This is a genomic window from Ruegeria sp. C2, assembly GCF_056537765.1.
Window position 1 is genome coordinate 151,204 of the sequence record NZ_JBQFRZ010000001.1, and the last position, 26,286, is coordinate 177,489.

The following is a 26,286-nucleotide window of genomic DNA, read 5'->3' on the forward strand; positions in this document are numbered from 1 at the left end:
CATGAAGATACTCTTTTTGGGCGACGTGATGGGGCGCGCGGGACGCGCTGCCATACAGCAGCATCTGCCACGTCTGCGAGACGAATGGCGGCTGGATTTCGTTGTGGTCAATGGCGAGAACGCCTCGAACGGGATGGGGCTGACCGGCGATCACGCCAAATTGTTGCTGGATGCGGGGGCAGACTGTATCACGCTGGGCGATCATGCGTTTGATCAGAAAGATATGCTGCAGTTCATCGAGAAAGAATCGCGCATCGTGCGGCCGGTGAATTTTGCCAAAGGCGCACCGGGGCGGGGGCATCGGCTGTACACGGCACCGGGCGGACGCAAGGTGTTGGTGGTTCAGGTGCTGGGTCAGGTTTTCATGAAACGACCCTTTGACGATCCGTTTTCGGGGATTGAGCCGATCCTAAAGTCGCACCCGCGCGGCGGGCAGGCCGATGCCATCATCGTGGATGTGCATTGCGAGGCGACATCCGAGAAGATGGCGATGGGTCATTATTGCGACGGGCGGGTCAGCCTAGCGGTGGGGACGCATACGCATGTGCCCACAGCGGACGCTCAGATCCTGCCGGGCGGCACCGCGTATCTCACCGACGCGGGGATGTGTGGGGATTATGACTCGGTGATCGGAATGGACAAGCAAGAACCGATGCGCCGTTTCATCACCGGAATGCCCAAAGCCCGGTTCACGCCTGCGAATGGCGAGGCGACGCTGAGCGGTGTATTTGTCGAAACCGACGATCGCGACGGGCGCGCAAAATCTGTGCAGATGGTCCGCGTGGGCGGGCGGTTGCAGCAGGCGGGCCTCTGAGAACCATGTCAGGCTTGCTCTGACGCACGCAATGCGTGAAACTGGCTGTCAGGCGCGTATGCCAGGCCAGGGTTCGGACAGAATACCAAGAATGCAATTCCTTCAACTGACAGAAACAGGCAGCGCGGTCTTGGCGCTGATAATCGTTGCGGGCATGTTCGTCATGTTCCTGCGCGAGATCTATCCGACCGAAGTCGTGGCCATCGGCGGGGCTGCGTTAATGCTGGCTACCGGCATTCTGCCCTATCAAAGTGCCTTGGCGGTGCTGTCCAACCCTGCGCCGTGGACGATTGCGGCGATGTTCATCATCATGGGTGCCTTGGTGCGTACCGGTGCCCTCGATGCTTTCACTTCGGTCGCCCAGAAGCAGGCACAGGTCAATCCGCGTATCGCCATCGGCTTGCTGATGGGCTTTGTCGTCGTCGCTTCGGCTGTAGTGTCGAACACGCCTGTTGTTGTGGTGATGATTCCGGTCTTCATTCAGATCGCACGGACCTTGGATGTTCCGGCGTCCAAGCTGCTAATCCCGCTCAGCTATGCGGCGATTCTTGGCGGCACGCTGACGCTGATCGGTACCTCGACCAACCTGCTGGTCGATGGTGTGGCCCGCGCGCAGGGCATGACCGCCTTCACCATCTTCGAGGTGACGCCGCTGGGCATAGCCCTCGTCATCTATGGCATGATCTATCTGCGTTTCATCGCGCCGCGACTGCTGCCCGACCGTGACAGCATGGCCGAAATGCTGAGCGACCGGTCTAAGATGAAGTTTTTCACCGAGGCCGTGATCCCCCCCGAAAGTAACCTGATCGGACGTGAGGTTACCGGGGTGCAATTGTTCAAGCGCCCCGGCGTGCGCCTGATCGATGTGATCCGAGGCGACGAGTCGCTGCGGCGTAACCTCAAGGGGGTCGAGCTGCGGGTGGGCGACCGGGTGGTTCTGCGCACCGAAATGACCGAGCTTCTGAGCTTGCAGACCAATAAGGAACTCAAACGGGTCGATCAGGTTTCGGCGGTTGAAACCAAGACGGTTGAGGTGCTGATCACGCCCGGATGCCGGATGGTTGGGCGCACGCTGGGTGCCATGCGGCTGCGTCGTCGTTATGGCGTCTATGTGCTGGCGGTGCATCGCAGGAACCAGAATATCGGGCGTCAATTGGATGATCTGACCGTGCGCGTCGGCGATACACTTCTGCTTGAAGGCTCGCCCGCCGATATCCAGAAACTGGCCGCCGATATGGATATGGTCGACGTCACCCAACCGTCGGCGCGCGCGTTCCGGCGCAGCCATGCCCCGATTGCCATCGGAGCCCTTGTCGGGATCGTCGCGCTGGCTGGGCTGGGGATTGCGCCGATCCTGGCCCTGTCAATAATCGCGGTTGCCGTTGTTCTGCTGACCCGGTGTATCGATGCCGACGAAGCGTTTTCATTTGTCGAAGGCCGCCTGCTGGCGCTGATCTTTGCGATGCTGGCCATTGGCGCTGCGCTGGATAAGTCGGGCGCGGTGTCGCTGATTGTCGAAGCCATCGCCCCGGCCTTGGGCATGCTGCCGCCCTTCCTGATCATCTGGGCGGTGTATTTGCTGACTTCGGTCCTGACCGAGCTGGTGTCAAACAACGCGGTCGCTGTGGTCGTCACCCCCATCGCGATCTCTCTGGCGCAGGCCGTGGGGATCGATCCACGCCCGCTTGTTGTGGCGGTGATGGTCGCGGCTTCGGCCTCGTTCGCGACGCCCATCGGTTATCAGACCAACATGATGGTGTATGGTCCCGGCGGGTACCGGTTTACCGACTTCCTCAAGGTTGGTGTACCGCTGAACCTGACGGTCGGCCTGCTGGCTTCGCTGCTGATTCCGTTCATCTGGCCGCTATAAGACCGGCGCGGAATCGCCGACCTGAATGCGTCGGGTCTTGTAAACTACGATCCGGTCACAATCTTTTCGATAACGACCTACGCGAAAGGATGGGATCATGCCTTTTCCAAAACTCGGACAGGCCATCGTAGTTGGTGCAGTCCTATTGGCCCTGCTGGGCAGTCAAAGCCATGCCGGAACGGTGACCGGTTCCGCTACATATCGCGAACGGATAGCCGTGCCGAAGGATGCGACGCTGTATGTGGAGTTGCAGGACATCTCGTTGGCGGATGCGCCGGCGGTCACTCTGGCGGCACAACGTTATGCTTTGACCGGGGTGCCGACCGAGTTCGAGCTGAGTTTCGATGACGCGCTGATCCGGGATGGCATGACCTATGCGGTAAGCGGGTCGATTTATCGGGGCGATGAGTTGCTGTTTATCACCGATACGGTCCACCCGGTGTTGACCAACGGGGCCGGGGACGAGACCGATCTTGTATTGGTGCAGGTCGGCGGTCTGGGCGCGGCGACTTTGGAAGATACGAGCTGGACCGCAATCGGCATCAACGGGGCCACTATTGATGTCGAGCGCCCGCCGCAGCTGTCATTCGGGCAAGGTGGCTCATTCAGCGGTTTCGGAGGTTGCAATCGGTTTACGGGGCAAGCTGAGATATCCGGGGAGCATCTGGAGTTTCCAGATAATATTGCGGCAACCCTGATGGCTTGCCCGCCCGCGCTGGAAGAGGTCGAGGATCAGTTTTTTGCCGCGTTGCAGGGTGTCACGACCTATGCCGTTGCGGGCAACAGCCTTGTCCTGCTCGATGCAGCGGGTGAGCCGGTTTTGAAGTTCTTCCACACCCCGTAATCAGGCAACGGCGCGGGATCGTCCTGCATTGCGGCCCGAGAAGATGCAGCCACCAAGGAACGTGCCCTCCAGCGCGTTGTATCCGTGATAGCCTCCGCCGCCGAAGCCTGCGACTTCTCCGGCTGCGAACAGGCCGGGGACAACTTGACCATCTGCACCGATCATCTGGCTGTCGAGGTTGGTCTGCAACCCACCGAGCGTTTTGCGGGTCAGCACGTGCAGTTTGACCGCGATCAATGGGCCGTTTGACGGATCAAGGAACTTGTGCGGTTTGGCTGTTCGGATCAGCTTGTCGCCCCGATAGTTCCGCGCCGCGAGGATCGCCATCATCTGAGCGTCCTTCGAGAACGGGTTGTCGACCTGAGAATCCCGCGCCTCGATCTGGGCCCGCAGATGGGTCTCGTAAATCAGTCCTCCGCCAAGCTGGTTCATGCCGGTGACCAATTCGGTCAGCGTGTTGGCAACGATGAAATCTTCGCCTTTTTCTTTGAACGCCTCGACCGGGGCTGTGGCCTTTGAACCAGACAGGATGCGCTGACGGATTACCTCTTTCCAACTTCCCGAAGTGAAATCGGGGTTCTGCTCGGACCCCGACAGTGCGAATTCCTTCTTGATGACCTTCTGCGTCAGGATAAACCAGCTGTATTCATAACCAGTTTTCAGGATTTCACGCAGCGTCCCGAGCGTATCGAACCCCGGCAGACAGGGCGGTTGCAAGCGATTGCCGCGCGCGTCGAACCACATGGAGCTTGGGCCGGGCAGGATGCGAATGCCATGTGCGGGCCAGATCGGATCCCAATTGCGCACACCTTCGGTGTAGTGCCACATCCGGTCGCCATTGATGACGTGCCCGCCAGCCTTTTCGGTGATCGGGATCATCCGACCATCCACGTGGAACGGAACGCCCGCCACCATATCCTTTGGTGGTTCCCCCAGCCGGTCGCGCGGCCAGTTCTTGCGCACCATCTCAAAGTTACCGCCAATGCCGCCCGAGGTGACGATGACCGAGGGGGCATAGACCTCGAACTCGCCCACCTCATCGCGGTTGGTTTTACCGCCGCGCTGGGCGGAGTCGGTGGCCAGAACCTCTCCGGACACGCCCTTGGCACAGCCGTTCTGCATGATGATGTGGCTGACCTGATGGCGGAATTTCATTTGGATCAGCCCGGCGCTGACATGCTCCTGCACACGACGAATGAAATGCTCCAGCACACCCGGCCCGGTGCCCCACGTGATGTGAAAGCGCGGAACCGAGTTGCCATGCCCGTCGGCATAAGACCCGCCGCGTTCGGCCCAGCCAACGACAGGAAACCAACGCAAGCCCATCTCATGCAGCCACGGGCGCATCTCTCCGGCGGCAAATTCGACATAGGCCCGCGCCCATTTGCGCGGCCATGCGTCCTCATCCCGGTCAAATTGCGCGCTGCCCATCCAGTCACGCAGCGCCAGATCATGGCTGTCGCGGATGCCCATACGGCGTTGTTCAGGGGTGTCGACCATGAACAGGCCGCCGAGGCTCCAGAACGCTTGTCCGCCGAGGAAATGCTCGGGCTCCTGATCCACGATGATCACGCGCTTGCCACGATCCCCCAGTTCCGCTGCGGCTGCCAGACCGGCAAGGCCGGCTCCGACCACAATCGCGTCTGCTGTGTTGTTGGTCATCGGATCTCCTTTCAGCGGTTGCGGAACCAGAGGATGAAGGGGGTTACCACCACATACATGGTGATTCCGTAGACGGCCGCAGGCACGGCCAGAGGGCTGAATCCCGTTGTGGTGCCTGTGATCAGTGCCGCCAAAGTAATCCCCATAGCCGAATTCTGAATGCCTGTTTCGACCGAGATAGTTTTCGCCTCATCCCATGTCAGCTTGGCGATCCGCGCCAGCCCAAGTCCGATAAGCAACAGCGTGATATTCAGCGCGATCAACGCAGCCCCGATAGAGCTGAGGTTCTCAATGAAGAACTGCCAATTCCCGGCCAGCGCAGCCAAAACGATCAGCACGAACAGGATCGAGGCAAGTGTCGAAAGAGGGTTGTCGATCCGAACTGCGAACGCTCTGGCAAAGTGGCGAATGCTGACGCCTATCGCGACAGGCAACGTTGTGATCAAGAACAATGCGGTAGCAAGTGCGCCAATGGATACTTCCGGGGCTGTCTCACCCATGAAGTAATCGATGGACCATGCGGCCAGGATAGGAACTGTCAGGATCGACAACAGGCTGATCACAGCTGTCAGGCTGACTGATAGCGCAACGTCGCCTTTGGCAAACTTTGCGAGGATGTTACTGGTTACGCCGCCGGGGCAAAAGCTTAGAAGCATCACGCCCACGGCGATCTCAGCGGGTAGCCCGAACATCGTGACAGTTGTGAAGGCAGCCAGTGGTATCAACACAACCTGACTGATCGCACCGATGGCGAATGGGTATCCGCGGGTGAGAACGCGTCGGAAATCGGCGGCCTCAAGCCCGATCCCCAGCGACAACATGATTATGGCCAGCGAAAGCGGCAGGCCAACATTTATTAGCAAGTCCAAGAACAACTCCTCCCAAAGCCGTTCGGGCCAGCCTATGCGAGGGGGCGTGAATCAGGCAACCACGCCGTTAAGTCACCCGTAGCGTTGAGCGAACCGGCGCAGGATTTCACCCGGTTGAGTCACGTCAGCGGCATGGCACATATCGATCAGATCCTGCGCATCTTCGGGCGGGAAATAGCCGTGATCTTTGTAGATATGGATGCGCTGTTCAAAATCCCTGGCATCTGCTTCGGGGTGGAACTGGGTGGCATAGACATTCTGCCCCCAGCGGATCATCTGAATCGGGCAGGGGTCCGAAGCGACGAGATGCACGCAACCGTCCGGCAGGGATTGCACCGCCTCTTTATGACCGACAAATGCTTCGAATTCCGACTGCAGGCCTGCGGTCAGGGGGTCCTGCACACCATCGTCGGTCAGGCGGCAATCCGATGGTCCGACCGGTTCGCCATATTGCCGTTTGCTGACATCGCCTCCCAGATGCGCGGCGAGGATGCCCAGACCATAACAGCAGCCCATGAACGGATGATCCTGCGCGGTGATCTGCGGCATCAACCCCATGATCGCACCCTCGATCTTTGCATCCTGTGCGGATTTGCTGGCCGGATCGTCGCTGACGCAGCCCGGACCACCGCCCACGATAACACCGGCGTAGTCGGTGACATCCAACCCCTCGGGCAGATCTTCGCAATCCAGCCGGATGCGGTGGGTTTGCGCGGGCTGAAGGCCAGTTTTGTCCAGAATCGAGGCATATTCGGCGTCCGACGCATCGGTTTCCGGGCGCAGTTGCAGGATCAGAAAGCGTTTCATACGCAGCCTTTAGCCATCAAAGCGGCCAGAACACAAGGATCGCGGGGATTGAAACGGCGATGATCAGAATCTCCAACGGCAGACCCATGCGCCAGTAATCTCCGAAGTGATAGCCTCCGGGCCCCAAAACCAGCGTGTTGTTCTTGTGCCCGATCGGGGTCAGGAACGCAGCCGAAGCGGCTACGGCCACTGTCATCAGGAACGGATCGGGTGAGACATCAAGCGTGCGCGCCATCTGTATCCCGACAGGCGCCGCGACAATGGCCGTAGCGGTGTTGTTCAGCACATCCGATAAGGTCATCGTAACAACCATCAGCACTGTGAGGATCGCCCAAGCGGGCAAGCCATTCGTCAGCTGGATCAGGGCGTTGGCGATCAACTCGGTTCCGCCCGAGGTTTCCAGCGCGCTGCCCAGCGGGATCATCGAGCCCAGCAGGACAACCACAGGCCATTCGATGTGATTATAGATATCCGCAATGGGCATGATTTTGGTCAGCACATAGGCGACCACGACGAGACCCAGTGCGATGGGCAGATAGATTAACCCGATGCTGGCGGCCAGCACGGCCGCTGCAAACAGGCCAATGGCCAGCCACGCCTTGTCATTGGCTGTCACATTCAGTCCGCGCTCAGCCAATGGGAGACAGCCCAGCCATTCCGTCACATCCGCGCTGCGGTCACGGGGGCACAGCAGCAACAGGATGTCCCCGGCCTCAACCTCGGTCTTGCGCACCTGTTTGGTGATCCGACGCCCTTGACGCGAAATGCCCATCAGCACCGTACTTTGCCGCCACGCCAACCCCAGTGCCTGCGCGGTGCGCCCGGTGATGCGGGCGCTTTCGGGGGCGACGACCTCGATCACTTCCAGCCCGTCACCCTCGGCGGTCAGCACCTCTTGCCGCCGCGTATCCGAGAAATCCAGATTGAGCGCGGCGCGGAATTCATCCAACGCCTCGGGCCGCGCCTCAAGCACCAGCGCATCGCCTTCGTGCAGCGTGGCATGGGTCGAGCGGCCATAGCGGCGCTTTCCGTCTCGGATCAGGCCGATAATGGCCACATCGGATTTCTCGGCGGCCTCATACAGTTCACTGACCCGCTTGCCGATATGCGGTGACTCGGGCGGGATCGTCAGCTCGGCGATGTATTCGGCCAACGCTTCGGTGCTTTCCTGTTGCACGCCCCGATTTGGGATCAGACGCCAGCCGATCAATGCGACGAAGGCCAGTCCGGCAATTGCGGCGATCCCGCCGACCGGGGCGAAATCGAACATATGAAACGGCTCGCCCAGCGTTTCGGCCCGGATCGAAGCGATGATGATGTTCGGGGGCGTCCCGATCAGCGTGGCCATACCGCCGAGGATGGTGGCAAAGCTGAGCGGCATCAGTGACAGGCCCACCGGGCGCGCCGCCTTGCGGGCCGTCTGAATGTCGACCGGCATCAACAGTGCCAGCGCTGCGACGTTGTTCATGAAGGCCGACAGAACCGCCCCGATCCCGCCCATCAGGGCGATATGCGCGCCAAGCCCGCGCGAGGCATCGACCAATGTTCGCGTTATCATGAACACAGCACCCGACCGCACCAGACCGGCAGAAACCACGAGCACCAAAGCGACAATGATCGTGGCGGGATGTCCAAACCCGGCGAAGGCATTGTCGACAGGGACAACTCCCAATGTGACTGCAATCATCAAGGCGGTGAAGGCCACAAGGTCATAGCGGAACCTCCCCCACAGCAGAATTCCGAACACGGCGATGAAAAGGGAAAAAAGAATGATCTGATCTGTCGTCATACCGCCACCATAGCCGTAGGCGAGGACGGGGCAAGCCGATCCCTTGATCCTGCCCCCCGCAAACGTCTATATGAGCGCCGAACACGCAATCACGAATAACGAGGACGCACCATGGCAGGCCATTCCAAATGGGCCAACATCCAGCACCGCAAGGGACGTCAGGACGCCGCGCGGTCCAAACTGTTTTCCAAACTGTCGAAAGAGATCACCGTCGCGGCGAAGATGGGCGATCCTGATCCCGACAAGAACCCGCGCCTGCGTCTGGCGGTGAAAGAGGCCAAGTCGAACTCGGTCCCCAAGGACGTGATCGACCGCGCGATCAAGAAATCGGTGGCCGGTGAAGGCGACGATTACGAAGAAATCCGGTATGAGGGTTATGGCCCCAATGGCGTGGCCGTGATCGTCGAGACGATGACGGATAACCGCAACCGGACCGCCTCGACCGTGCGTTCGACCTTCTCGAAGAATGGTGGGAACCTGGGCGAAACCGGCTCGGTCGGGTTCATGTTCGACCGTAAGGGTGAGGTGGTCTATCAGGCGGACGCAGGCGACGCGGATACCATTTTCGAAGCTGCGATTGAGGCTGGCGCCGAGGATGTCGAAAGCTCGGAAGATGGTCACATCATCTGGTGTGCCGATACCGACCTGAACGATGTATCGAGCGCGCTGGAAGAGGCGCTGGGCGAATCCGAATCCACCAAGCTGGTGTGGAAACCCACCACCACGACCGAGCTGGGTCTGGAAGACATGCAAAAGCTGATGAAGCTGGTGGATGCGCTGGAAGATGACGATGACGTTCAGCGCGTGACCACCAATTTCGAAGCAACCGACGAGGTTATGGCGCAGCTTTGATGCATCGCGGCAATCGAACACAGAACCCGGCCATGTGCCGGGTTTTTGCGTTTTGAGGGGCCTTGGCCCATAAGGTCTGCCCTTATACAGTCATTCCGGAGAAGTAAGAACACCGCGAAAGGCGCGACGTAAGGCAAGCGCAAATGGCAGCAAAAACCACTGATCCGGGGCGGCGAAATCTGCCGGTTTTGGCTGGGCAAAGCATCCTGTCGCAGGTGGCATGGACGCTGGGCAGCCCATCCGTCGTTCTGCCGTTTCTGGCGGTATCGCTTGAACTGCCCATGTTTCTGGCCGGAGCTTTGGTGTCGATCCGCATGGCTGGCAACATGATCTCGGATGTATTTTTTGCCCGGCCAATTGCGGCGCAGGCCCGCAAGAAGCGCGGGATTGCCCTGACCGAGATCGGCATTGGCGGTTGCCTTCTCATGGCCCTGTTGATTGCGGCCACGGGTAGCGTCTCTCTGACTGCGATTGCTTTTATTATGGCGTTCTTCTTGATCGGGATGATCGAAGAAAGTCAGTCGCTGATGCTATCAGATCTGTTGGGGGACCATCTGAAATCGAAATCACGGATGATCATCCATTATTTGCAGCTGGGGGCGGGCGGCCTCGGCGCGATCGGGCTGGCGCTGTTGCTGCACGAGATCACCAAAGAGAACCCGCCCTTCTCGCGACACTCTGCCGTGATCATCGCATCAGTGGTGTTCTTTCTGTTTTCAGCGCTGTGCATTCTGGGGATGGCCGAATCTGCGCCTGACGACGAATCTGACCAATCGGCCAAAAGACAACATCAATCGCTGAGCGATATCATCTCTGGCATCGTGCGCATGTTCGAACAGGAATGGTTCCGCCGCTATATGACCATGCGCCTGCCGCTGGTGGTCGTTACGTTGTCTGTTCCGTTCTTCGCTCTGATCGCGGCTGAGGCGCATCATTCGTCGGCCAAAGGCCTGACCGCAATGATCATCTCGTCCGCGTCCGGCTATCTGGTCTCTGCCCCTTTGTGGCAACTGGTGAACATGAAATCGCACCGCGCGGTTATGGTGACCGGAAATCTGATGGTTTCGGTGACCGGAATCGTGCTTCTGGCGTTTCACTATCTGCATATCGATCATGCGGTTCATCTGCATGCGGTCGCGCTGTTCATCGTTTCGATCGCGGCCACGGGGATTGCCAGTGCGCGCAAGCTTTATTTTCTGGATGTGGCCCCGAAGGATCAGCGTGTGCAGGGGGCCGCGGCAATCAAGGCGATCTGTCGGCTGGCTGGTGTGATCCTGTCCTCGGCAATGGCGGGCGTGGCACATATGCATGAGGTCGCCTCGGCGATTGTCTTCATCGTGCTGGTCAGTCTTTGGGCGGCGTTTGCCTGTTACCGTATCGTGCAGCCGCAAAAGGCCGAGGCGCCGCAGGTCTAATTCTGTGGGATCAGTGCCTGAGCCGCCGCGCGTCGGACCGCTTGGGTCAGCGGGGTCAGGGCGGGGGCCAGAACCCGTCCGATCTGCCATGTCAGCGCGATATCCAGCGGGGCGTTGGGCAGGACTTCTACCAGTCGCCCATCCGATATCGCCGCGCGCACCAGCCCTTCGGGGTTCATGCCCCATCCCAGCCCGGCGATGGCAGCTTCGACAAATCCCTGTGAGGAAGGCAGAAAATGCGATGGCGGTGAAATCCGGCTGCTGGTGTGCGCAGCGAGCCAGGTTTTTTGCAAATTGTCCTTGCGATTGAAAATCAGGCAGGGCGCGCGGGACAAGGATTTGTCCGAAACACCATCGGCAAACCATTTGTGCATGAAGGCCGGGCTTGCGGTCGGCAAATAGCGCAGCGTTCCCAGTGACAGTGCCTCGCATCCCGGAACGTGCTGACCGCCCACGGTAATCGCGGCGCTGACTTCACCCCGTCGCAACCAGTCAGCTGAATGATCCTGATCATCAATAACCAGATCGAACAGCAAATCGTCTGCCTGCGCCATCGCCTCAATGAACCAGGTGGCAAGGATATCGGCAGGAACAGCAACCCGCACGCGGGCCGGGCCATCGCGTTGATCCAGCGTGATTTCGCGCGCAAGCTGCGCCTCCAGCAGCCCGATATCTTCGGCGTGCCGGGCAATGCGCAAACCCGTCGGCGTTCCGGTGCAAGGCGTGCCGCGATTGATCAAAGCTGCACCCACCCGATCCTCCAGCGCCTTGATCCGTTGCGAGATGGCCGAGGGGGTGACCGCCAGCTCTGCCGCGGCTGCATCAAAGCTGCCATGGCGCAGGATCGCCGAGAGGGCGGACAGGTGATGGGGATCGAGCAGCATTAGTCAAACTTAATTTAGTTAAACATCTTTAATTTGATAGGCGGATGGGTAACCGATAGTCAACGGCTCAGATACTAGGAGGTCGCATGTTCTCAGCACCAATCGCCGGGTTCGCCCTGGGTTTCAGCCTCATACTCGCCATCGGTGCGCAGAACGCCTTTGTCCTGCGGCAGGGTCTGCGGCGTGAGCATGTCTTTGTGCTGTGCCTGACCTGCGCGGTGTCTGACGCGATTCTGATTGCGGCAGGGGTCGCCGGGTTTGGTTCGCTGGCGCAGGCTGTACCGTGGTTTGAAACCGTGATGCGGTACGGGGGTGCCGCGTTTCTGATCTGGTACGCGCTGCGCAGTTTCCAGTCTGCACTGAAGGGGGGCGCCGCGATCGAATTGGACGAGACGCGACGTTCCAGCCTGCGCGTCACGCTGCTGACCGTCTTGGCCTTCACCTGGCTGAACCCGCATGTGTACCTGGATACGGTCGTGCTGATCGGGTCGATCTCGGCCCAATATGATGATCGTTTGGGATTTGCGCTGGGTGCTATGACCTCAAGCTTCGTGTTCTTCTTCACGCTGGGATATGGCGCGCGCATTCTGACGCCCGTCTTTACCCGCCCACGTGCCTGGCAGGTGCTGGATGTGGGGATCGGCGTGGTCATGATGATGATCGCTCTGAAACTTGTTATCATGTGAAGGGTTGTCCCCGGCGAGATTCCGGTGTTCAACCGTTTGCATGACCTCTCGCCCTGACACCTACCGCCCGCTGATTGGCATGTTCTGGATGCTTGCCGCCGGGTTGTCTTTCGTTGGCATGAATGCACTGGTGAAAATCCTTGGTACCAGCATGAACCCGATTCAGGCGGCGTTCCTGCGATATGTATTGGGGCTGGTTTTTCTGCTGCCGGCCTTGCGAGCGATCTTTGGCACCCCTTTGACGCGCAGAAATCTAACCTTGTTCGGAGTGCGCGGCGTGGTCCATGCGATTGCGGTCATGTTGTGGTTCTTCGCGATGACCCGCATCCCGCTGGCCGAGGTAACGGCGATGAACTACCTCACGCCGGTTTACGTGACCTTGGGTGCTGCACTGTTCCTTGGGGAAAAGCTGGCCTTCCGTCGCATTGCGGCTATCGCTGTGGCACTGATCGGCGTCGTGATCATCCTGCGGCCCGGTTTTCGGGAAGTGCTGCCGGGCCATCTGGCCATGCTGGGCACCACGCTCGCGCTCGGAGGGTCTTATCTGCTGGCCAAGCTGCTGGTGCGCGATGTCCGGCCCTCGGTCGTGGTCGCGCATCTGTCGATCTGGGTCACCATTGCCCTGATCCCCTTTGCCTTGGCGGTGTGGGAGACGCCCAGCCTGCGCGATTTGGGGATCTTGTTCGTCATCGCCAGTTTCGCAACCGCCGGGCACTATTTCATGACACTTGCACTGCAAGCCGCGCCCGTTGCGGTCACGCAGCCCGTTACCTTCCTGCAGTTGATTTGGGCGACATTACTGGGCACATTGGTCTTTCATGAACGCATCGATTTTTGGGTCATCGCCGGAGGCACGCTGATCCTGACCGCCGTCAGCTTCATCACCTGGCGCGAAGCCAAGATCGCGCGGAGAGGGTCCACGCCGCCAACACCTGCGCAAGGGTCAGAGAACCCGGCGGAAGGCCGAAAAATGGTTATTGATTGACGAGTCAATAAAAACGCCTTAGCCTCCACTCATCAGCAGCTGGTGCAGAGGGGCGGAGATGCCGAAACTCGGAATGGAGCCGATCCGGCGGGAAGCGATCGTCAAGGCGACGATTGCCGAGCTTGGCGTGCAGAAATCCCTTGATGTTACGGTTAGTCAAATCGCCAAACGGGCTGGCATGTCCAGCGCGCTCGCCCATCACTATTTCGGCGGCAAGGAACAGATCTTTCTGGCCGCCATGCGCCGTATTCTGTCAGATTTTGGCGCCGAAGCGCGAACCCAGCTTGACGCTGCCGCCCCTGATGAGCGCGCACAAGCCATTATTCGTGCCTGCTTTGCACCATCCTGTTTCACCCCTGATGTGATTGCAGCGTGGATGACGTTCTATGTGCTTGCACAAACCAATGACGATGCGCTGCGTCTTTGGCAAATCTATCAGGCTCGCATCCGGTCGAACCTGATCCATGCGCTGCGCCCACTGATGCGAGACCCGATTGAAGCAGCGGAAGATATGATCGCGTTGATCGACGGGCTGTATATCCACGCCGCCCTCAATGCACCGCAAAAACCGCAGCTCGCGGTAAATCACGCCCTGCGTGTTCTAGAGATCTTTCTCGAGGCCGAAAAATGACAAAACCGAACATTCTGATCCTGATGGTGGATCAGCTCAACGGAACCCTCTTTCCCGACGGTCCCGCTGACTGGCTTCATGCACCGAACCTGAAGAAACTGGCCGAGCGCTCAACCCGGTTTTCCAATGCATACACTGCGTCGCCTTTGTGCGCGCCCGGGCGGGCTAGCTTCATGTCCGGTCAGTTGCCCTCGCGCACCGGGGTTTATGACAACGCCGCCGAGTTCCGCAGCGATATCCCGACATACGCGCATCACCTGCGTCGCGCGGGTTATTACACCTGTCTGTCAGGTAAGATGCATTTTGTTGGCCCCGATCAGCTGCACGGGTTCGAAGACCGCCTGACCACCGATATCTACCCCGCCGATTTTGGCTGGACGCCCGATTACCGCAAACCCGGTGAACGGATCGATTGGTGGTATCACAACATGGGCTCGGTCACTGGCGCAGGTGTCGCCGAAATCTCGAACCAGATGGAGTATGATGACGAGGTCGCCTACAACGCCACGGCCAAGCTCTATGATCTGGCGCGTGGCAAGGATGACCGTCCGTGGTGTGTGACCGTCAGCTTTACCCATCCACATGATCCCTATGTGGCACGTCGCAAATACTGGGATCTCTATGAGGATTGCGAGCACCTGCTGCCCGAGGTTGCGGATATCGGCTACGACAATCAGGACCCGCATTCCAAACGCATCTTCGACGCCAATGACTGGCGCAGCTTTGACATCACGGAAGAAGACGTTCGGAAATCCCGGCGCGCGTATTTTGCCAACATCTCCTATCTCGACGATAAGATCGGAGAGATCCTGGAAGTGCTGGAAACCACACGGCAAGAGGCGATCATCCTCTTTGTTTCCGATCACGGCGACATGCTGGGTGAGCGCGGATTGTGGTTCAAAATGAACTTCTACGAAGGCTCAGCGCGGGTGCCTCTGATGATCTCGGCGCCGGACCTGCCTGCGGGCTGCATTGATGCGCCAGTGTCCACGATTGATGTGACCCCCACGCTCGGGTCGTTGGCCGGCGTGGACATGGCCGAGATAGCGCCCTGGACAGATGGTGAGGACCTCGTGCCGTTGGCGCAGGGTGTCGAACGAACCGCGCCGGTGGCGATGGAATACGCGGCCGAGGCGTCTTACGCGCCGCTGGTTTCGCTGCGCTATGGCAAGTGGAAATACAACCGTTGCGCGCTGGACCCTGATCAGCTGTTCGACCTTGAGGCCGACCCGCATGAGCTCACCAATCTGGCGGATAACCCCGAGCATGCGGGTACGCTGCAAACCCTGCGCGCCAAGTCCGAAACCCGCTGGGACTTGGATCGTTTCGATGCCGATGTCCGCGCCAGCCAGGCCCGCCGCTGGGTCGTTTACGAGGCTTTGCGGCAGGGTGGCTATTACCCGTGGGACTACCAGCCGCTGCAGAAAGCGTCCGAACGCTACATGCGCAACCACATGGACCTGAACATTGTCGAGGAAAGCCAGCGTTTCCCGCGTGGCGAATGACCTGACCCCGAAGACCGGAATACCAACAAATGACCTACCCAACCCAACCCACCGCCAGCCACTTCATCGGTGGTGAATATGTTGAAGACACTTCTGGCACAGCGATTGAGGTGATCTATCCGGCGACGGGCGAGGTGATCGCGACCGTGCATTCGGCCACGCCGGCAATTGTCGAACGTGCCATCGAAAGCGCCCGTGCGGCCCAGAAACAATGGGCAGCCACCAGCGGAACCGAGCGTGGCCGTATCCTGCGTCGGGCCGCCGACATGATACGCGAACGCAATCATGACCTGAGCGTGCTGGAAACCTTCGACACCGGTAAACCCTATCAGGAAACCTCGGTCGCCGACGCGACCAGCGGTGCCGATGCGCTGGAGTATTTCGGTGGCATGGCCGCGACACTGACCGGCTCACATATCCCGCTTGCCGATGGTGACTGGGCGTACACACGGCGTGAACCGCTGGGGGTATGTGTCGGGATTGGCGCGTGGAACTATCCCACTCAAATCGCATGCTGGAAGGGCGCACCTGCGCTGGCCTGCGGCAATGCGATGATCTTCAAGCCGTCCGAGACCACACCGCTTTGCGCGTTGAAGGTGGCGGAAATCATGCATGAGGCCGGGCTGCCAGCCGGGCTTTACAATGTAGTGCAGGGTCTGAGTGAGGTTGGTGCAGCGCTGGTGAGCGATCCGCGCGTCGATAAGGTGTCGCTGACCGGCTCCGTGCCGACCGGAAAAAAGGTTTATGCGGCTGCGGCCGCCGGGTTGAAGCATGTCACGATGGAGTTGGGCGGCAAATCCCCGATGATCGTGTTCGACGATGCCGATCTGGAAAATGCGGTATCGGGCGCCATTCTCGGGAACTTCTATTCCTCCGGTCAGGTCTGCTCGAACGGGACCCGCGTGTTTGTGCAGAACGGTATCAAAGAGGCGTTTCTGGCACGGCTTAGCGAACGGTTGCAGCAGGCGAAAATCGGTGACCCGATGGATACGGACACCAGTTTCGGCCCGATGGTCAGCCAACGGCAGATGGAGATCGTACAGGGCTACATCGCTAAGGGCGTCGAGGAAGGCGCACGTCTGGTCACCGGAGGCGCGCGTGTGGATCGCGACGGCTTCTATCTGCAGCCCACGGTCTTTGCCGATGTCACCGACGAGATGACCATCGCCCGCGAAGAGATTTTTGGCCCCGTCATGGCGGTTCTGGATTTCGCGGACGAAGATGAGGTGTTGGCCCGTGCCAACGATACGGAATTCGGATTGGCTGCGGGTGTGTTCACCCGTGATCTGACCCGTGCGCATCGCGTCGCAGCCGGGTTCGAGGCAGGAACATGCTTTATCAACAGCTACAACGACGCCCCGGTCGAAGTGCCCTTCGGCGGCTCAAAACAGTCGGGCGTCGGGCGCGAGAATTCAGCGGCGGCGATCGAGCACTATTCGCAGCTCAAGTCGGTATACGTCCGGATGGGCGATCTGGAAGCGCCTTTCTGACACCAAGGGCGCGTAATACGAATTCCGGGCGTGCCCAGTGCCGCCCACTGCAGGGTCAAGGGCCCAGGGGACTTAAATGGAAGCAGATTTTGTCATCGTAGGCGCCGGATCCGCCGGATGCGCAATGGCCTATCGGCTGAGTGAAGCCGGAGCTTCGGTTCTGGTGATCGAACATGGCGGCACCGATGCGGGTCCGTTCATTCAGATGCCGGCGGCGCTCAGCTATCCAATGAATATGTCGCGCTATGATTGGGGTTACAGGTCCGAACCCGAGCCGCATCTGAACAACCGCCGCCTGGCGTGTCCGCGCGGTAAGGTGATCGGCGGCTCTTCATCGATCAACGGGATGGTCTATGTGCGCGGCCATGCACGCGATTTCGACACCTGGGCTGAGATGGGCGCGGATGGCTGGTCGTACGCTGACGTGCTGCCCTATTACAAACGGATGGAGACATGGCATGACGGTGGCCATGGTGGCGACGCTACGTGGCGCGGAACCGACGGGCCGCTGCATGTATCGCGCGGCCCTCGTCAGAACCCGTTGTTCAAGGCTTTCGTCGATGCCGGACAGCAGGCCGGATATGAGGTGACCGGCGACTATAACGGCGAAAAACAGGAAGGCTTCGGCCCGATGGAGCAAACCGTCTGGAAAGGACGGCGCTGGTCGGCGGCCAATGCCTATCTGAGGCCCGCCCTCAAGCGGGACAATTGCGAGGTTGTGCGCGGGTTGGCGTCTCGAATCGTGATGGAAAACGGGCGTGCCACAGGCGTTGAGCTGATCCGTGGCGGCAAGCCTGAGGTCGTCCGTGCGCGGCGCGAGGTGGTGCTGGCGGCCTCGTCGATCAACTCGCCCAAGTTGCTGATGTTATCGGGCATTGGCCCGGCAGCGCAACTGGCTGAACATGGTATCGAGGTGGTCGCGGATCGGCCCGGTGTGGGTGCCAACCTGCAGGACCATCTGGAGCTTTACATCCAGCAGGCCTCATTGCAGCCGATCACGCTCTATAAGCACTGGAATCTGATCAGCAAGGGGGTGATCGGGGCGCAGTGGTTGTTTACCAAAACAGGTCTGGGGGCGTCGAACCAGTTCGAAAGTGCAGCCTTCGTCCGCTCCAAACCTGGCGTCGAATATCCGGATATTCAGTATCACTTCCTGCCCATGGCGGTGCGCTATGATGGTCAGGCTGCTGCCGAAGGGCACGGTTTTCAGGCGCATGTCGGGCCGATGCGATCCCCGTCGCGCGGGGCGGTGACTTTGCGTTCGGCGAAGGCCGAAGATGCGCCGGTGATACGGTTCAACTACATGAGCCATGAGGAAGACTGGGAGGACTTCCGCACCTGCATTCGACTGACCCGCGAGATATTCGGGCAAGACGCGTTCAAGCCCTTTGCCGGAAAAGAAATCCAGCCCGGCGCTGATGTTCAGACCGATGACGAACTGAATGCCTTTATCGCCGAACATGCCGAAAGTGCGTATCACCCCTGCGGCACCTGCCGTATGGGGCGCGCGGATGACAAAAACGCAGTCGTCGATCCGCAGGGTCGCGTGATTGGGGTCGACGGGCTGCGCGTGGCTGATAGTTCGATCTTTCCGCAGATCACCAACGGTAACCTCAATGCGCCCTCGATCATGGTGGGGGAAAAGGTCTCGGACCATCTGCTTGGCAAGGAGGCGCTGCCGAAGGCCAATGACCGGCCGTGGATCCATCCGGAATGGACGGTTGCGCAGCGATAAATACCGGTATTCTTTGGCGCGGATTTGATCCGCGTCAAAGCAACACTTGCCGGGTATCTTTAGCCTTGGGACGTAATGCAGATATAGGAGCGCACAGAATGTCCCACACCCCGCATGAACTGGCCGAGGAATTCCCCGAAAAGGTCGAATTGATGAGCCAGCTCAAGCAAACGGACGCGCATTTCGCGCGCCTTGCGGATGAATATCACGAGGTCAATCGCGTCGTGCATCGTGCTGAAACCAATGTCGAGCCGATGGAAGAGCTGGCCGAGGTTGATCTTCGTAAGAAGCGCGCGGCGCTCAAGGACGAAATCTGGGCGATTTTGTCGAAAAGCTGAACGCAAGTCGGGGGCTCTGCCCCCGTCTTATTTGAGTTACTTCCAACACAAGAAAATCAGGTGACCTCGTAGGGCAGCGTGCCGCGGGTATGAGCGTCGATTGTCAGGCGGCGTTCCAACGGTGGGACCGAGCGCTGGTGGCAGGTTTGGCGTTCGCAGATGCGACAGGAAATGCCGATGGGCTCGAACGCGCTGGCGTTGTTGATGTCGAGATTATCGGCATAGACCAGCGCCTCGGCGTGACGGATTTCACAACCCAGAGCAATAGCATAGCGGCGCACCGGCGCACCGAAGGAACCGCCGGATTTCGAGACATCGCGGGCGAGCGAAATATACCGGACGCCATCAGGTGTTTCTGCTAGCTGCTGCAGGAAATGGCCGGGCGTTTCGAAAGCACGATGGACATTCCACAACGGGCAGGCCCCGCCGAAGCGCGCAAATTGCAGCCGCGTGGCCGAGTGGCGTTTGGTGATCGTTCCGGCCTGATCGACGCGGACAAAGAAAAACGGAATGCCCTTGGCACCGGGCCGTTGCAAGGTGGATAGGCGGTGGGCGACCTGTTCGATGGACGCCCCGAACCGATTGCTCAGCAACTCCAGATCGTGCCGGTAATCCTGCGCTGCCGCGAGAAAGGCGCTGTAGGGCATCTGCGAGGCACCGGCGAAATAATTGGCCAGACCGATCTTGGCAATCGCGCGGGCCTCTTCGCTTTGGAAGCGGGCGAAGTCCAGCGTCGCCTCAAGCAGTTTGTCCTGACTGATTAGAGCCACCTGCAGCAACAACTGGAACACCTGCGTCTGAGGCGCCGCGCGTGAGGACAGGCGCAAGGTCTTGTCTTCGGCGCTGTAGCTGCGCAGGGTTTCGGTATCGGCAAAGGTGACGTGGATGCCGCGTTCGGACAGGCTGTTCAGGGCGGCTTGTCGAATGCTTCCGGCCTCTTCCGCGCGGGCGGCAAACCGTTCAGCTGCGCGATCCACGGCGTCGATATAGTTGTCGCAATAATGGAAGAAGTCGCGGACCTCTTCCCACGGGCTGGCCTGAATACGGGCGTCTTCGCGTCCCAATGCCTCGTCCAGAGAGGCGAGGCGTTCATGCGTTTGCCGATACGTGCGATGCAGTTCGATAAACGCCCGCGCCAGAGCAGGGGCATTGGATGCGGTCAGGCGCAGGTCGGCCAAAGGCGGCATGGTGTCGGCAAAGACCGGATCGGCCAGAGCTTCGCGCATGTCTGAAACAAGGCGCTCGCTGTCACCGGTGCTGAGTTCGGTGACGTCCATGCCGAACTCCTGCGCCAGAGCCAGAACAACCGTCGTCGAGATCGGGCGGTTGTTGTTCTCCATCTGGTTGAGATACGGCAGAGAAACGCCCAGTTTTGTAGCGAATTCTTTTTGCGTCAGGGTTAGGCGCGTGCGCATTTCGCGCAGTTTTGCACCGGCATAGAGTTTCTGGGTGGCCATAATGGTTCTTTGCAGCTTTCCTGAAATTGCAGGCTAACTTTGCAAACCCTCGCGCGCAAGCGTCTATAGGCCCAATTGCTTCTCACGCCAGATGACGCTGCTGATCGCGAAGATCGCAAGGATCGAAGTTGCCAGCATCAGCCACAGCAAAGGCATGGCACCGGTTTCGCGCGTCAGCAACGCACCTGCCCAGGCGCTGAGGCCAGCGCCGCCGCCCAACATGATCGCCCCGCTGAGGCCCGAGGCGGTAGCGGCCAGATGCGGGCGTACGGACAAGGCCCCTGCGGTGGCATTGGGGATCGACATACCGTTGCCCAAACCGACAAAGGTCATCAGCCCGAAGAAGCTGATTGCGGTGCCCATATCCATCAGGAACAGGGTGGCTGAAATCATGACGCCGGTGGCGTTTAGCCAGCAGCCCCAAAGCACCATGCGGTTGACTCCGAAACGCACGGAGTAGCGCCCGCTGATGAAATTCCCGAAGAAATAGCCCAGTGCCGGGGCGCCGAAATACACACCGACCTCAGCCGCAGTCATACCGAAGACTTCGGTTCCGATGAATGGCGCCCCGCCCAAATAGGCGAAGAAGGCCCCAGACGACAGCGCCGAGGACAGCGAATAGCCCCAGAAGCGCGGAGAGGTCAGCAATTCGGGGTATTCGCGGAACTGCTGCACCAGTGTTTTACCGCTTGATGCGGCCGTTTCTCCGAAATCCTGAAAGGTCAGCCAAAGGGTGAGGGCGGCCAATCCGAAAGGTAGCCAGAAATTGGCTTTCCACCCGAATGCTTCCTCAAGCAGGCCACCAACCGCAGGGCCGATCATCGGGACCACGGCCATCCCCATCGTGACATAGCCGAGCATTGATGCGGCCTTGTCCTGAGCATACATGTCCCTCACTGCGGCGCGGCTGAGGACGATGCCCACAACGATCACGGCCTGGCTCATCCGGAAGGCCAGAAATATCTCGATCGTCGGCGCGTAGATGCAACCTAACGTGGCCAGCAGAAACAGCGCGAGCCCCCAAAGCAGAACCGGTCTGCGCCCGGCCTTGTCAGCCAACGGGCCAATCAGGATTTGCAGAACAGCATTGACCAGCAGATAAAGCGCGATTGACAGCTGCATCGTCTTGTAATCGGTCTGGAAATAGGTCGCCATGAAGGGCAGGCTGGGCAGGTACAGATTCATGCTAAGCGCGGACAGACCTGACAACAAGACGAGCGTTGCAAGCGAAGGTGGCGTACGGCAGACTGAGTGTGAGCTGAACTGCATGGTTCACCTTTAGAGCCTGTGCGTGTGAATTACCATCGGCAGTTGTGGCTTGATGTGTTAATTAGCAAATTTGCATTTACTTCACGAGATATTGCTATATATTTGCAAATTTGCCGAAAATGTCTTTGGGGTTCAGATCAGGCCCGTTATGGTCCCGCAAAATTTCACAGGGGACTACCGTCATGAAAGACATCCTTTCCGAGCTTGAAGATCGCCGCACCAACGCCCGGCTTGGCGGTGGGCAGAAACGGATCGACGCGCAGCATGCGCGCGGCAAGCTGACCGCGCGCGAGCGGATCGAATTGCTGGTCGATGAGGGCAGCTTTGAAGAGTTTGACATGTTCGTCAGCCATCGCTGCACCGATTTCGGGATGGAAAAACAAAAACCCGCGGGGGACGGTGTCGTAACCGGGTGGGGCACGATCAATGGCCGTATGGTTTATGTGTTCAGCCAGGATTTCACCGTGTTTGGTGGCTCGCTGTCGGAAACCCACGCACAGAAGATTTGCAAGATCATGGATATGGCGGTGCAGAACGGCGCGCCGGTGATCGGGATCAACGACTCGGGTGGGGCGCGGATTCAGGAAGGTGTCGCTTCGCTTGCCGGTTACGCCGAGGTATTCCAGCGCAACATCATGGCCTCGGGCGTGGTGCCGCAGATCAGCGTGATCATGGGCCCCTGCGCCGGTGGCGCGGTTTATAGCCCTGCCATGACCGACTTTATCTTCATGGTCAAAGACACATCTTATATGTTCGTCACGGGCCCCGACGTCGTGAAGACGGTCACAAACGAGGTTGTCACCGCCGAAGAGCTGGGCGGGGCCTCGACCCATACCAAGAAATCCTCGGTCGCGGACGGCGCGTTTGAAAACGATGTCGAAGCCTTGGCCGAAGTGCGCCGCTTGGTCGATTTCCTGCCGCTCAACAACCGGGAAAAGCCTCCTGTGCGCCCGTTCTTTGATGAGCCTGACCGGGTCGAAACCTCGCTGGATACATTGATCCCGGACAATCCGAATACGCCCTATGACATGAAAGAGCTCATCACCAAGATCGCGGATGAGGGTGATTTCTACGAGATTCAGGAAGACTACGCCAAGAACATCATCACCGGTTTCATCCGGCTGGAAGGGCAGACCGTTGGCATCGTTGCAAACCAGCCGATGGTTCTGGCCGGTTGTCTGGACATCGACAGTTCGCGCAAGGCGGCGCGGTTCGTACGCTTCTGCGACTGTTTTGAAATCCCGATCCTGACTCTCGTGGATGTACCGGGCTTCCTGCCGGGAACCAGCCAGGAATATGGCGGAGTGATCAAGCATGGCGCCAAGCTGCTGTTTGCTTATGGTGAGGCAACCGTGCCAAAGGTCACCGTCATCACCCGCAAAGCTTACGGCGGGGCTTATGACGTGATGGCCTCGAAACACCTGCGCGGCGATTTCAACTATGCTTGGCCCACCGCTGAGATTGCGGTGATGGGGGCCAAAGGCGCGACCGAGATCATCCATCGCGCCGATCTGGGCGATGCGGAGAAGATCGCGCAGCACACGCAGGACTATGAAGACAGGTTCGCCAATCCCTTCGTCGCCGCAGAGCGGGGCTTCATTGATGAGGTGATCATGCCGCAATCCACACGCCGCCGCGTGTCGCGCGCGTTTGCAAGCCTGCGCGGCAAGCAGCTGAAGAACCCGTGGAAGAAGCACGACAATATTCCGCTTTAAGTGAACTGAGCAATCCTGAGCCGTTGTTGCATGACCCACTTTGCCAGACATAAGACCGCACTGACCCGCAGGTCAGTGCGGCTGACCCCGGAGGGAGGAGCCCGCCAACGGGGGGTCCGGGGTTTGGTCTTTGCAGCCTTGATGGCGCATCTGGTCAGCCCGGCACAGGCGGGTAACACCCTGCCGGTGCCTTCGGGCCAGCCGGTCGAACTCAACAATGTCCTGTTGGATAACAACCCCGGCGAGCTCTGGGTGCGGTTCCGGTTCATTGCGCCCAAGATCGGGTCAACGGCGGGGCACATCACCTATGATATCGCCGTGATCGACATGGAGCACCTGTGTCAGACGCTGGCCGTTCCATATGTCGCCAAGCATGGGCTAGAGCCCGCACGCGTAGTGATCTCATTCTCGGATCGACCTGTTGAATTCGGCACCTCAGAACCGGATGCAACTCAGTTCTTTGAGGCCTACCGGCTGGAGCAATCCAAGTGTATCTGGGAGGGGCTCTGAGCATGATCAATGACAATCATACGCTCAGGGCAGTTCATTCCAATACTGCGGCTTCGGAGGTGCGCATGATCGCTCTACCCCTGCAACAAGGCGGGTTTTCCTGCCTTTTCAACGTCCAAACCCCGATGGTGTCAATATGTTGAAACATCGTGGATTCCCCGGCCGGCTTACCGGCACAGATTTTCAGTTCACCATTCGGCGTGCCAACCCCAAGGGTGTAACGCCGTTGACCCGGCGTGAGCGGTTTCGGGATCGCAAACCCGCCGACAAACGCGCCGATGCAGCTTTCATCGAGGCGCTTTGGGCGCATTTCGGCGATCAGCCGTTTGAGCGCGGAAATCTGGATGCCGGACGCCTCAGCTGGCTGTTCGGACGCGAAGTAGTGGCGGCGGAAGACCCGTTCGACCCAGCCAGCTATGAGGCTTTGCTGGTGATCGATCTGGATATCGCACGTCAGTCGTTTCCCGAAATTTTCGATGGGGCAAACTGATCGTGTATGGGGGCGTCGCGCATAACCTGAACTCGGGTCATGACGGTGTGACCCTGCCCGCGAACGGGCAGGGTGCGCTGTTTGGATCAGAAGTTCAACTGCGCGGCAAACTGAACGCGGCTGGCATCGAAGTCGTCGCCAGAAATCGTATCGTTCCGCTCACCATAGATGTACTCGGCGCTGAGCGTCAGGTTGTCAGTTGCCTGATAGAAGGCGTTGACGTGGATCGTTTCGAGTTCGGTGAACGACAATGTCCCAGTCGAAGTCGGCAGGTCATAGTCCTCGTAGCCATACGAGACACCCACATTCCATTTGGGGGTCAACTGCTGTCGGAGTTCGACAGTGAAACCGTCAACATCGTTGGCTTCACCACCAACGATGGGATCACCCAGGCCAATCAACCAGGGGCCAAGGGCTTCACCGGTGACATAGTTGGCCTGGATCAGGCCACCTTCCCAAAGACGCGCCGAGGCGGACAGAGTCAGACCTGTCTGGTCAACCTCAGTGCCGCCATCTTCGGCTTTACCGTAAAGAAGGGCACCGCGGGCAATGTACTTGCCGTCATTATATTCGGCCGAAGCAGTGAAGACCGGATCATCCGAGTTCGAGCCTCCAACATTCTCTTCGATCGAGACGGCGAAGCTGGTGTTTTTCACCGATGTGTTGGTGTAACGCACCTGCGGAACCCGCGCGAAAGCAATACCAACAGGGCCATTGAATTCGACCGAAGTCGGATAAGTGTCCAGTGGCTGGAAGTTGGTCCAATATTGACCGATCAGCCATTGGTCGCCAATCCGGATGTTGGCGTGACGGATCCGGAATTCTGCGGTGCCGCCCGAGCCAAACGCATCAACTTCGATCTGGCCCTGAATGTCACCGATTCCCGAAGGGGTGTTGGTGCGCAGTCCGATCCGCGATTGACGGACCGTGGCACCAAAGGTACCGCTGGTGGCAGCCGAGGGCTCTCCGACCACGTTCACGAACGCGGTGTCGCCCTGATCGAAATCGAAGTCATAGAAGAAGTCGGCCTTGACGTAACCATAGACGTCCAGCGTGGTGTTTCCGATCTGCAGATCGCCGGTGCCCGACCCGGCTTTGCCAGCCTCAAGTGCTTCGACCCGGGCGCGCAGCGCGTCCAGTTCGGCCTGAGTTTGTGCATCTTGCGCCAAGGCTTGCATTCCAGTCATGGAAAGCGCGCTGGCAGCAAGCAGGCTTGCGGTTTTACCCTTAAATATCATGGGGATACTTCCTTGTGTGCGAGTGTGCAACGACACCGTTTCACGCAAGTGTGTGTGAGGGAAATCACCAAATTGAGAGAGAATCAGCGCGAATTCTCAAACAAAAGTGTTAACGAATGTTCATCGTTTCACAGCTCAGTGAGACCAATTTGTAAATCGCTGTTTCTATGGGTGAATTCTACTCACAGCCTGGATATTCGACGTGAATTGCGAGGCGCAGCATTCATCCGCCCGGGTGTGATTTGTAACGGGAACGTGACAACGGCGGCGGGTAAATCGTCTGTGCGCCCCAAACCACGCATAGGCACAAATCTGCGCGGGATTTCGCCGGATGGGCAGATTTCAGCCGGATTTTCCATTGGAAACAATGAGTCTGTTGCGCCCCGGATTGTACAATGCAAGCTGAACGGGCCGTGCGGCTCTACTTTGCC

The 26,286-nt window shown here is 59.2% G+C and carries 23 protein-coding genes; 15 read left to right on the forward strand and 8 right to left on the reverse strand.

Annotated features, from left to right (window positions below):
- The first annotated feature begins 1 nt into the window (after position 1).
- The 3 genes from ACR0IV_RS00790 (at position 2) to ACR0IV_RS00800 (ending at position 3,528) form a co-directional block, all read left to right on the forward strand.
- A complete protein-coding gene (locus ACR0IV_RS00790) occupies positions 2 to 814 on the forward strand; it encodes a TIGR00282 family metallophosphoesterase (protein ID WP_480658372.1) in 813 nt (270 codons plus the stop codon).
- Between the two features lie 91 nt (positions 815 to 905).
- On the forward strand, positions 906 to 2,684 hold the full coding sequence (locus ACR0IV_RS00795) for an SLC13 family permease (protein ID WP_480470448.1): 1,779 nt from the start codon (positions 906 to 908) through the stop codon (positions 2,682 to 2,684).
- 97 nt (positions 2,685 to 2,781) lie between these two features.
- The gene (locus ACR0IV_RS00800; RefSeq protein WP_480658370.1) at positions 2,782 to 3,528 is read left to right on the forward strand and encodes a YbaY family lipoprotein; all 747 of its coding nucleotides are present in this window, start codon (positions 2,782 to 2,784) and stop codon (positions 3,526 to 3,528) included.
- Here ACR0IV_RS00800 and ACR0IV_RS00805 read toward each other — a convergent pair whose 3' ends face one another.
- The 4 genes from ACR0IV_RS00805 to ACR0IV_RS00820 all read right to left on the reverse strand — a co-directional run bounded on the left by ACR0IV_RS00805 (position 3,529) and on the right by ACR0IV_RS00820 (position 8,655).
- Complete coding sequence (locus tag ACR0IV_RS00805; protein ID WP_480658368.1) at positions 3,529 to 5,190, reverse strand: FAD-binding dehydrogenase; 1,662 nt, start codon at positions 5,188 to 5,190, stop codon at positions 3,529 to 3,531.
- Between the two features lie 11 nt (positions 5,191 to 5,201).
- Positions 5,202 to 6,059, reverse strand: a complete 858-nt coding sequence (locus ACR0IV_RS00810; RefSeq protein WP_480658366.1) for a bile acid:sodium symporter family protein — start codon at positions 6,057 to 6,059, stop codon at positions 5,202 to 5,204.
- Between the two features lie 72 nt (positions 6,060 to 6,131).
- The gene (locus tag ACR0IV_RS00815; protein WP_480658365.1) at positions 6,132 to 6,866 is read right to left on the reverse strand and encodes a glutamine amidotransferase; all 735 of its coding nucleotides are present in this window, start codon (positions 6,864 to 6,866) and stop codon (positions 6,132 to 6,134) included.
- 16 nt (positions 6,867 to 6,882) lie between these two features.
- Positions 6,883 to 8,655: an SLC13 family permease gene (locus ACR0IV_RS00820; RefSeq protein ID WP_480658363.1), complete on the reverse strand. Its 1,773-nt coding sequence runs from the start codon at positions 8,653 to 8,655 to the stop codon at positions 6,883 to 6,885.
- A 111-nt stretch (positions 8,656 to 8,766) separates the two neighbouring features.
- Here ACR0IV_RS00820 and ACR0IV_RS00825 point away from each other — a divergent pair, with 111 nt between their 5' ends.
- Together ACR0IV_RS00825 and ACR0IV_RS00830 are read left to right on the forward strand one after the other, a co-directional pair.
- Complete coding sequence (locus ACR0IV_RS00825; protein ID WP_171175476.1) at positions 8,767 to 9,507, forward strand: YebC/PmpR family DNA-binding transcriptional regulator; 741 nt, start codon at positions 8,767 to 8,769, stop codon at positions 9,505 to 9,507.
- 143 nt (positions 9,508 to 9,650) lie between these two features.
- Positions 9,651 to 10,922 carry a permease gene (locus tag ACR0IV_RS00830; protein WP_480658362.1) on the forward strand — a complete coding sequence of 424 codons (1,272 nt, stop codon included), beginning with the start codon at positions 9,651 to 9,653 and terminating at the stop codon, positions 10,920 to 10,922.
- On the opposite strand, the gene ACR0IV_RS00835 is transcribed toward ACR0IV_RS00830, so the two are convergent.
- Entirely contained in the window at positions 10,919 to 11,806 is an 888-nt protein-coding gene (locus ACR0IV_RS00835) for a LysR family transcriptional regulator ArgP (RefSeq protein ID WP_480658360.1), read from the reverse strand. The two genes, ACR0IV_RS00830 and ACR0IV_RS00835, sit on opposite strands and share 4 nt — an antisense overlap.
- A gap of 86 nt (positions 11,807 to 11,892) precedes the next feature.
- On the opposite strand from ACR0IV_RS00835, the gene ACR0IV_RS00840 reads away from it, so the two are divergent.
- The 7 genes from ACR0IV_RS00840 to ACR0IV_RS00870 all read left to right on the forward strand — a co-directional run bounded on the left by ACR0IV_RS00840 (position 11,893) and on the right by ACR0IV_RS00870 (position 19,176).
- Positions 11,893 to 12,492 (forward strand): LysE/ArgO family amino acid transporter, encoded by a 600-nt coding sequence (locus ACR0IV_RS00840; RefSeq protein WP_480658358.1) that lies wholly within the window; start codon positions 11,893 to 11,895, stop codon positions 12,490 to 12,492.
- A gap of 40 nt (positions 12,493 to 12,532) precedes the next feature.
- The gene (locus ACR0IV_RS00845; RefSeq protein WP_480658357.1) at positions 12,533 to 13,477 is read left to right on the forward strand and encodes a DMT family transporter; all 945 of its coding nucleotides are present in this window, start codon (positions 12,533 to 12,535) and stop codon (positions 13,475 to 13,477) included.
- A 58-nt stretch (positions 13,478 to 13,535) separates the two neighbouring features.
- Positions 13,536 to 14,108 carry a choline-binding transcriptional repressor BetI gene (gene betI / locus ACR0IV_RS00850; RefSeq protein WP_480658356.1) on the forward strand — a complete coding sequence of 191 codons (573 nt, stop codon included), beginning with the start codon at positions 13,536 to 13,538 and terminating at the stop codon, positions 14,106 to 14,108.
- Positions 14,105 to 15,613 (forward strand): choline-sulfatase, encoded by a 1,509-nt coding sequence (gene betC / locus ACR0IV_RS00855; RefSeq protein ID WP_480658355.1) that lies wholly within the window; start codon positions 14,105 to 14,107, stop codon positions 15,611 to 15,613. The genes betI and betC overlap by 4 nt, the downstream gene beginning before the upstream one ends.
- Positions 15,614 to 15,642: 29 nt before the next feature.
- Positions 15,643 to 17,103 carry a betaine-aldehyde dehydrogenase gene (gene betB, locus ACR0IV_RS00860; protein WP_480658353.1) on the forward strand — a complete coding sequence of 487 codons (1,461 nt, stop codon included), beginning with the start codon at positions 15,643 to 15,645 and terminating at the stop codon, positions 17,101 to 17,103.
- A gap of 76 nt (positions 17,104 to 17,179) precedes the next feature.
- The gene (gene betA / locus ACR0IV_RS00865) at positions 17,180 to 18,838 is read left to right on the forward strand and encodes a choline dehydrogenase (protein ID WP_480658352.1); all 1,659 of its coding nucleotides are present in this window, start codon (positions 17,180 to 17,182) and stop codon (positions 18,836 to 18,838) included.
- Between the two features lie 98 nt (positions 18,839 to 18,936).
- Positions 18,937 to 19,176 (forward strand): HP1242/YdcH family protein, encoded by a 240-nt coding sequence (locus ACR0IV_RS00870; RefSeq protein ID WP_480658350.1) that lies wholly within the window; start codon positions 18,937 to 18,939, stop codon positions 19,174 to 19,176.
- A gap of 56 nt (positions 19,177 to 19,232) precedes the next feature.
- Here ACR0IV_RS00870 and ACR0IV_RS00875 read toward each other — a convergent pair whose 3' ends face one another.
- Both ACR0IV_RS00875 and ACR0IV_RS00880 read right to left on the reverse strand, forming a co-directional pair.
- The gene (locus ACR0IV_RS00875; protein ID WP_480658348.1) at positions 19,233 to 20,633 is read right to left on the reverse strand and encodes a helix-turn-helix domain-containing protein; all 1,401 of its coding nucleotides are present in this window, start codon (positions 20,631 to 20,633) and stop codon (positions 19,233 to 19,235) included.
- Positions 20,634 to 20,696: 63 nt separating this feature from the next.
- Positions 20,697 to 21,902, reverse strand: coding sequence for a multidrug effflux MFS transporter (locus ACR0IV_RS00880; RefSeq protein ID WP_480658345.1), 1,206 nt, complete (start codon positions 21,900 to 21,902; stop codon positions 20,697 to 20,699).
- 182 nt (positions 21,903 to 22,084) lie between these two features.
- Between ACR0IV_RS00880 and ACR0IV_RS00885 the strand changes: the two genes are divergently transcribed.
- The 3 genes from ACR0IV_RS00885 (at position 22,085) to ACR0IV_RS00895 (ending at position 24,617) form a co-directional block, all read left to right on the forward strand.
- Positions 22,085 to 23,617, forward strand: coding sequence for an acyl-CoA carboxylase subunit beta (locus ACR0IV_RS00885; RefSeq protein WP_480470430.1), 1,533 nt, complete (start codon positions 22,085 to 22,087; stop codon positions 23,615 to 23,617).
- Between the two features lie 30 nt (positions 23,618 to 23,647).
- On the forward strand, positions 23,648 to 24,127 hold the full coding sequence (locus ACR0IV_RS00890; protein ID WP_480658343.1) for a DUF6497 family protein: 480 nt from the start codon (positions 23,648 to 23,650) through the stop codon (positions 24,125 to 24,127).
- Positions 24,128 to 24,263: 136 nt separating this feature from the next.
- Positions 24,264 to 24,617 carry a hypothetical protein gene (locus ACR0IV_RS00895; protein ID WP_480470428.1) on the forward strand — a complete coding sequence of 118 codons (354 nt, stop codon included), beginning with the start codon at positions 24,264 to 24,266 and terminating at the stop codon, positions 24,615 to 24,617.
- An 86-nt stretch (positions 24,618 to 24,703) separates the two neighbouring features.
- On the opposite strand, the gene ACR0IV_RS00900 is transcribed toward ACR0IV_RS00895, so the two are convergent.
- Positions 24,704 to 25,855: a DcaP family trimeric outer membrane transporter gene (locus ACR0IV_RS00900; protein WP_480470427.1), complete on the reverse strand. Its 1,152-nt coding sequence runs from the start codon at positions 25,853 to 25,855 to the stop codon at positions 24,704 to 24,706.
- Positions 25,856 to 26,286: the final 431 nt, after the last annotated feature.

Bases quoted from the DNA above. Each gene is read 5' to 3' on its own strand.
- ACR0IV_RS00790 (WP_480658372.1), top strand. From the start codon at position 2: ATGAAGATACTCTTTTTGGGCGACGTGATGGGGCGCGCGGGACGCGCT.
- ACR0IV_RS00795 (WP_480470448.1), top strand. From the start codon at position 906: ATGCAATTCCTTCAACTGACAGAAACAGGCAGCGCGGTCTTGGCGCTG.
- ACR0IV_RS00800 (WP_480658370.1), top strand. From the start codon at position 2,782: ATGCCTTTTCCAAAACTCGGACAGGCCATCGTAGTTGGTGCAGTCCTA.
- ACR0IV_RS00805 (WP_480658368.1), bottom strand. From the start codon at position 5,190: ATGACCAACAACACAGCAGACGCGATTGTGGTCGGAGCCGGCCTTGCC.
- ACR0IV_RS00815 (WP_480658365.1), bottom strand. From the start codon at position 6,866: ATGAAACGCTTTCTGATCCTGCAACTGCGCCCGGAAACCGATGCGTCG.
- ACR0IV_RS00820 (WP_480658363.1), bottom strand. From the start codon at position 8,655: ATGACGACAGATCAGATCATTCTTTTTTCCCTTTTCATCGCCGTGTTC.
- ACR0IV_RS00825 (WP_171175476.1), top strand. From the start codon at position 8,767: ATGGCAGGCCATTCCAAATGGGCCAACATCCAGCACCGCAAGGGACGT.
- ACR0IV_RS00830 (WP_480658362.1), top strand. From the start codon at position 9,651: ATGGCAGCAAAAACCACTGATCCGGGGCGGCGAAATCTGCCGGTTTTG.
- ACR0IV_RS00835 (WP_480658360.1), bottom strand. From the start codon at position 11,806: ATGCTGCTCGATCCCCATCACCTGTCCGCCCTCTCGGCGATCCTGCGC.
- ACR0IV_RS00840 (WP_480658358.1), top strand. From the start codon at position 11,893: ATGTTCTCAGCACCAATCGCCGGGTTCGCCCTGGGTTTCAGCCTCATA.
- ACR0IV_RS00845 (WP_480658357.1), top strand. From the start codon at position 12,533: ATGACCTCTCGCCCTGACACCTACCGCCCGCTGATTGGCATGTTCTGG.
- betI (WP_480658356.1), top strand. From the start codon at position 13,536: ATGCCGAAACTCGGAATGGAGCCGATCCGGCGGGAAGCGATCGTCAAG.
- betC (WP_480658355.1), top strand. From the start codon at position 14,105: ATGACAAAACCGAACATTCTGATCCTGATGGTGGATCAGCTCAACGGA.
- betB (WP_480658353.1), top strand. From the start codon at position 15,643: ATGACCTACCCAACCCAACCCACCGCCAGCCACTTCATCGGTGGTGAA.
- betA (WP_480658352.1), top strand. From the start codon at position 17,180: ATGGAAGCAGATTTTGTCATCGTAGGCGCCGGATCCGCCGGATGCGCA.
- ACR0IV_RS00870 (WP_480658350.1), top strand. From the start codon at position 18,937: ATGTCCCACACCCCGCATGAACTGGCCGAGGAATTCCCCGAAAAGGTC.
- ACR0IV_RS00875 (WP_480658348.1), bottom strand. From the start codon at position 20,633: ATGGCCACCCAGAAACTCTATGCCGGTGCAAAACTGCGCGAAATGCGC.
- ACR0IV_RS00880 (WP_480658345.1), bottom strand. From the start codon at position 21,902: ATGCAGTTCAGCTCACACTCAGTCTGCCGTACGCCACCTTCGCTTGCA.
- ACR0IV_RS00885 (WP_480470430.1), top strand. From the start codon at position 22,085: ATGAAAGACATCCTTTCCGAGCTTGAAGATCGCCGCACCAACGCCCGG.
- ACR0IV_RS00890 (WP_480658343.1), top strand. From the start codon at position 23,648: ATGACCCACTTTGCCAGACATAAGACCGCACTGACCCGCAGGTCAGTG.
- ACR0IV_RS00895 (WP_480470428.1), top strand. From the start codon at position 24,264: ATGTTGAAACATCGTGGATTCCCCGGCCGGCTTACCGGCACAGATTTT.
- ACR0IV_RS00900 (WP_480470427.1), bottom strand. From the start codon at position 25,855: ATGATATTTAAGGGTAAAACCGCAAGCCTGCTTGCTGCCAGCGCGCTT.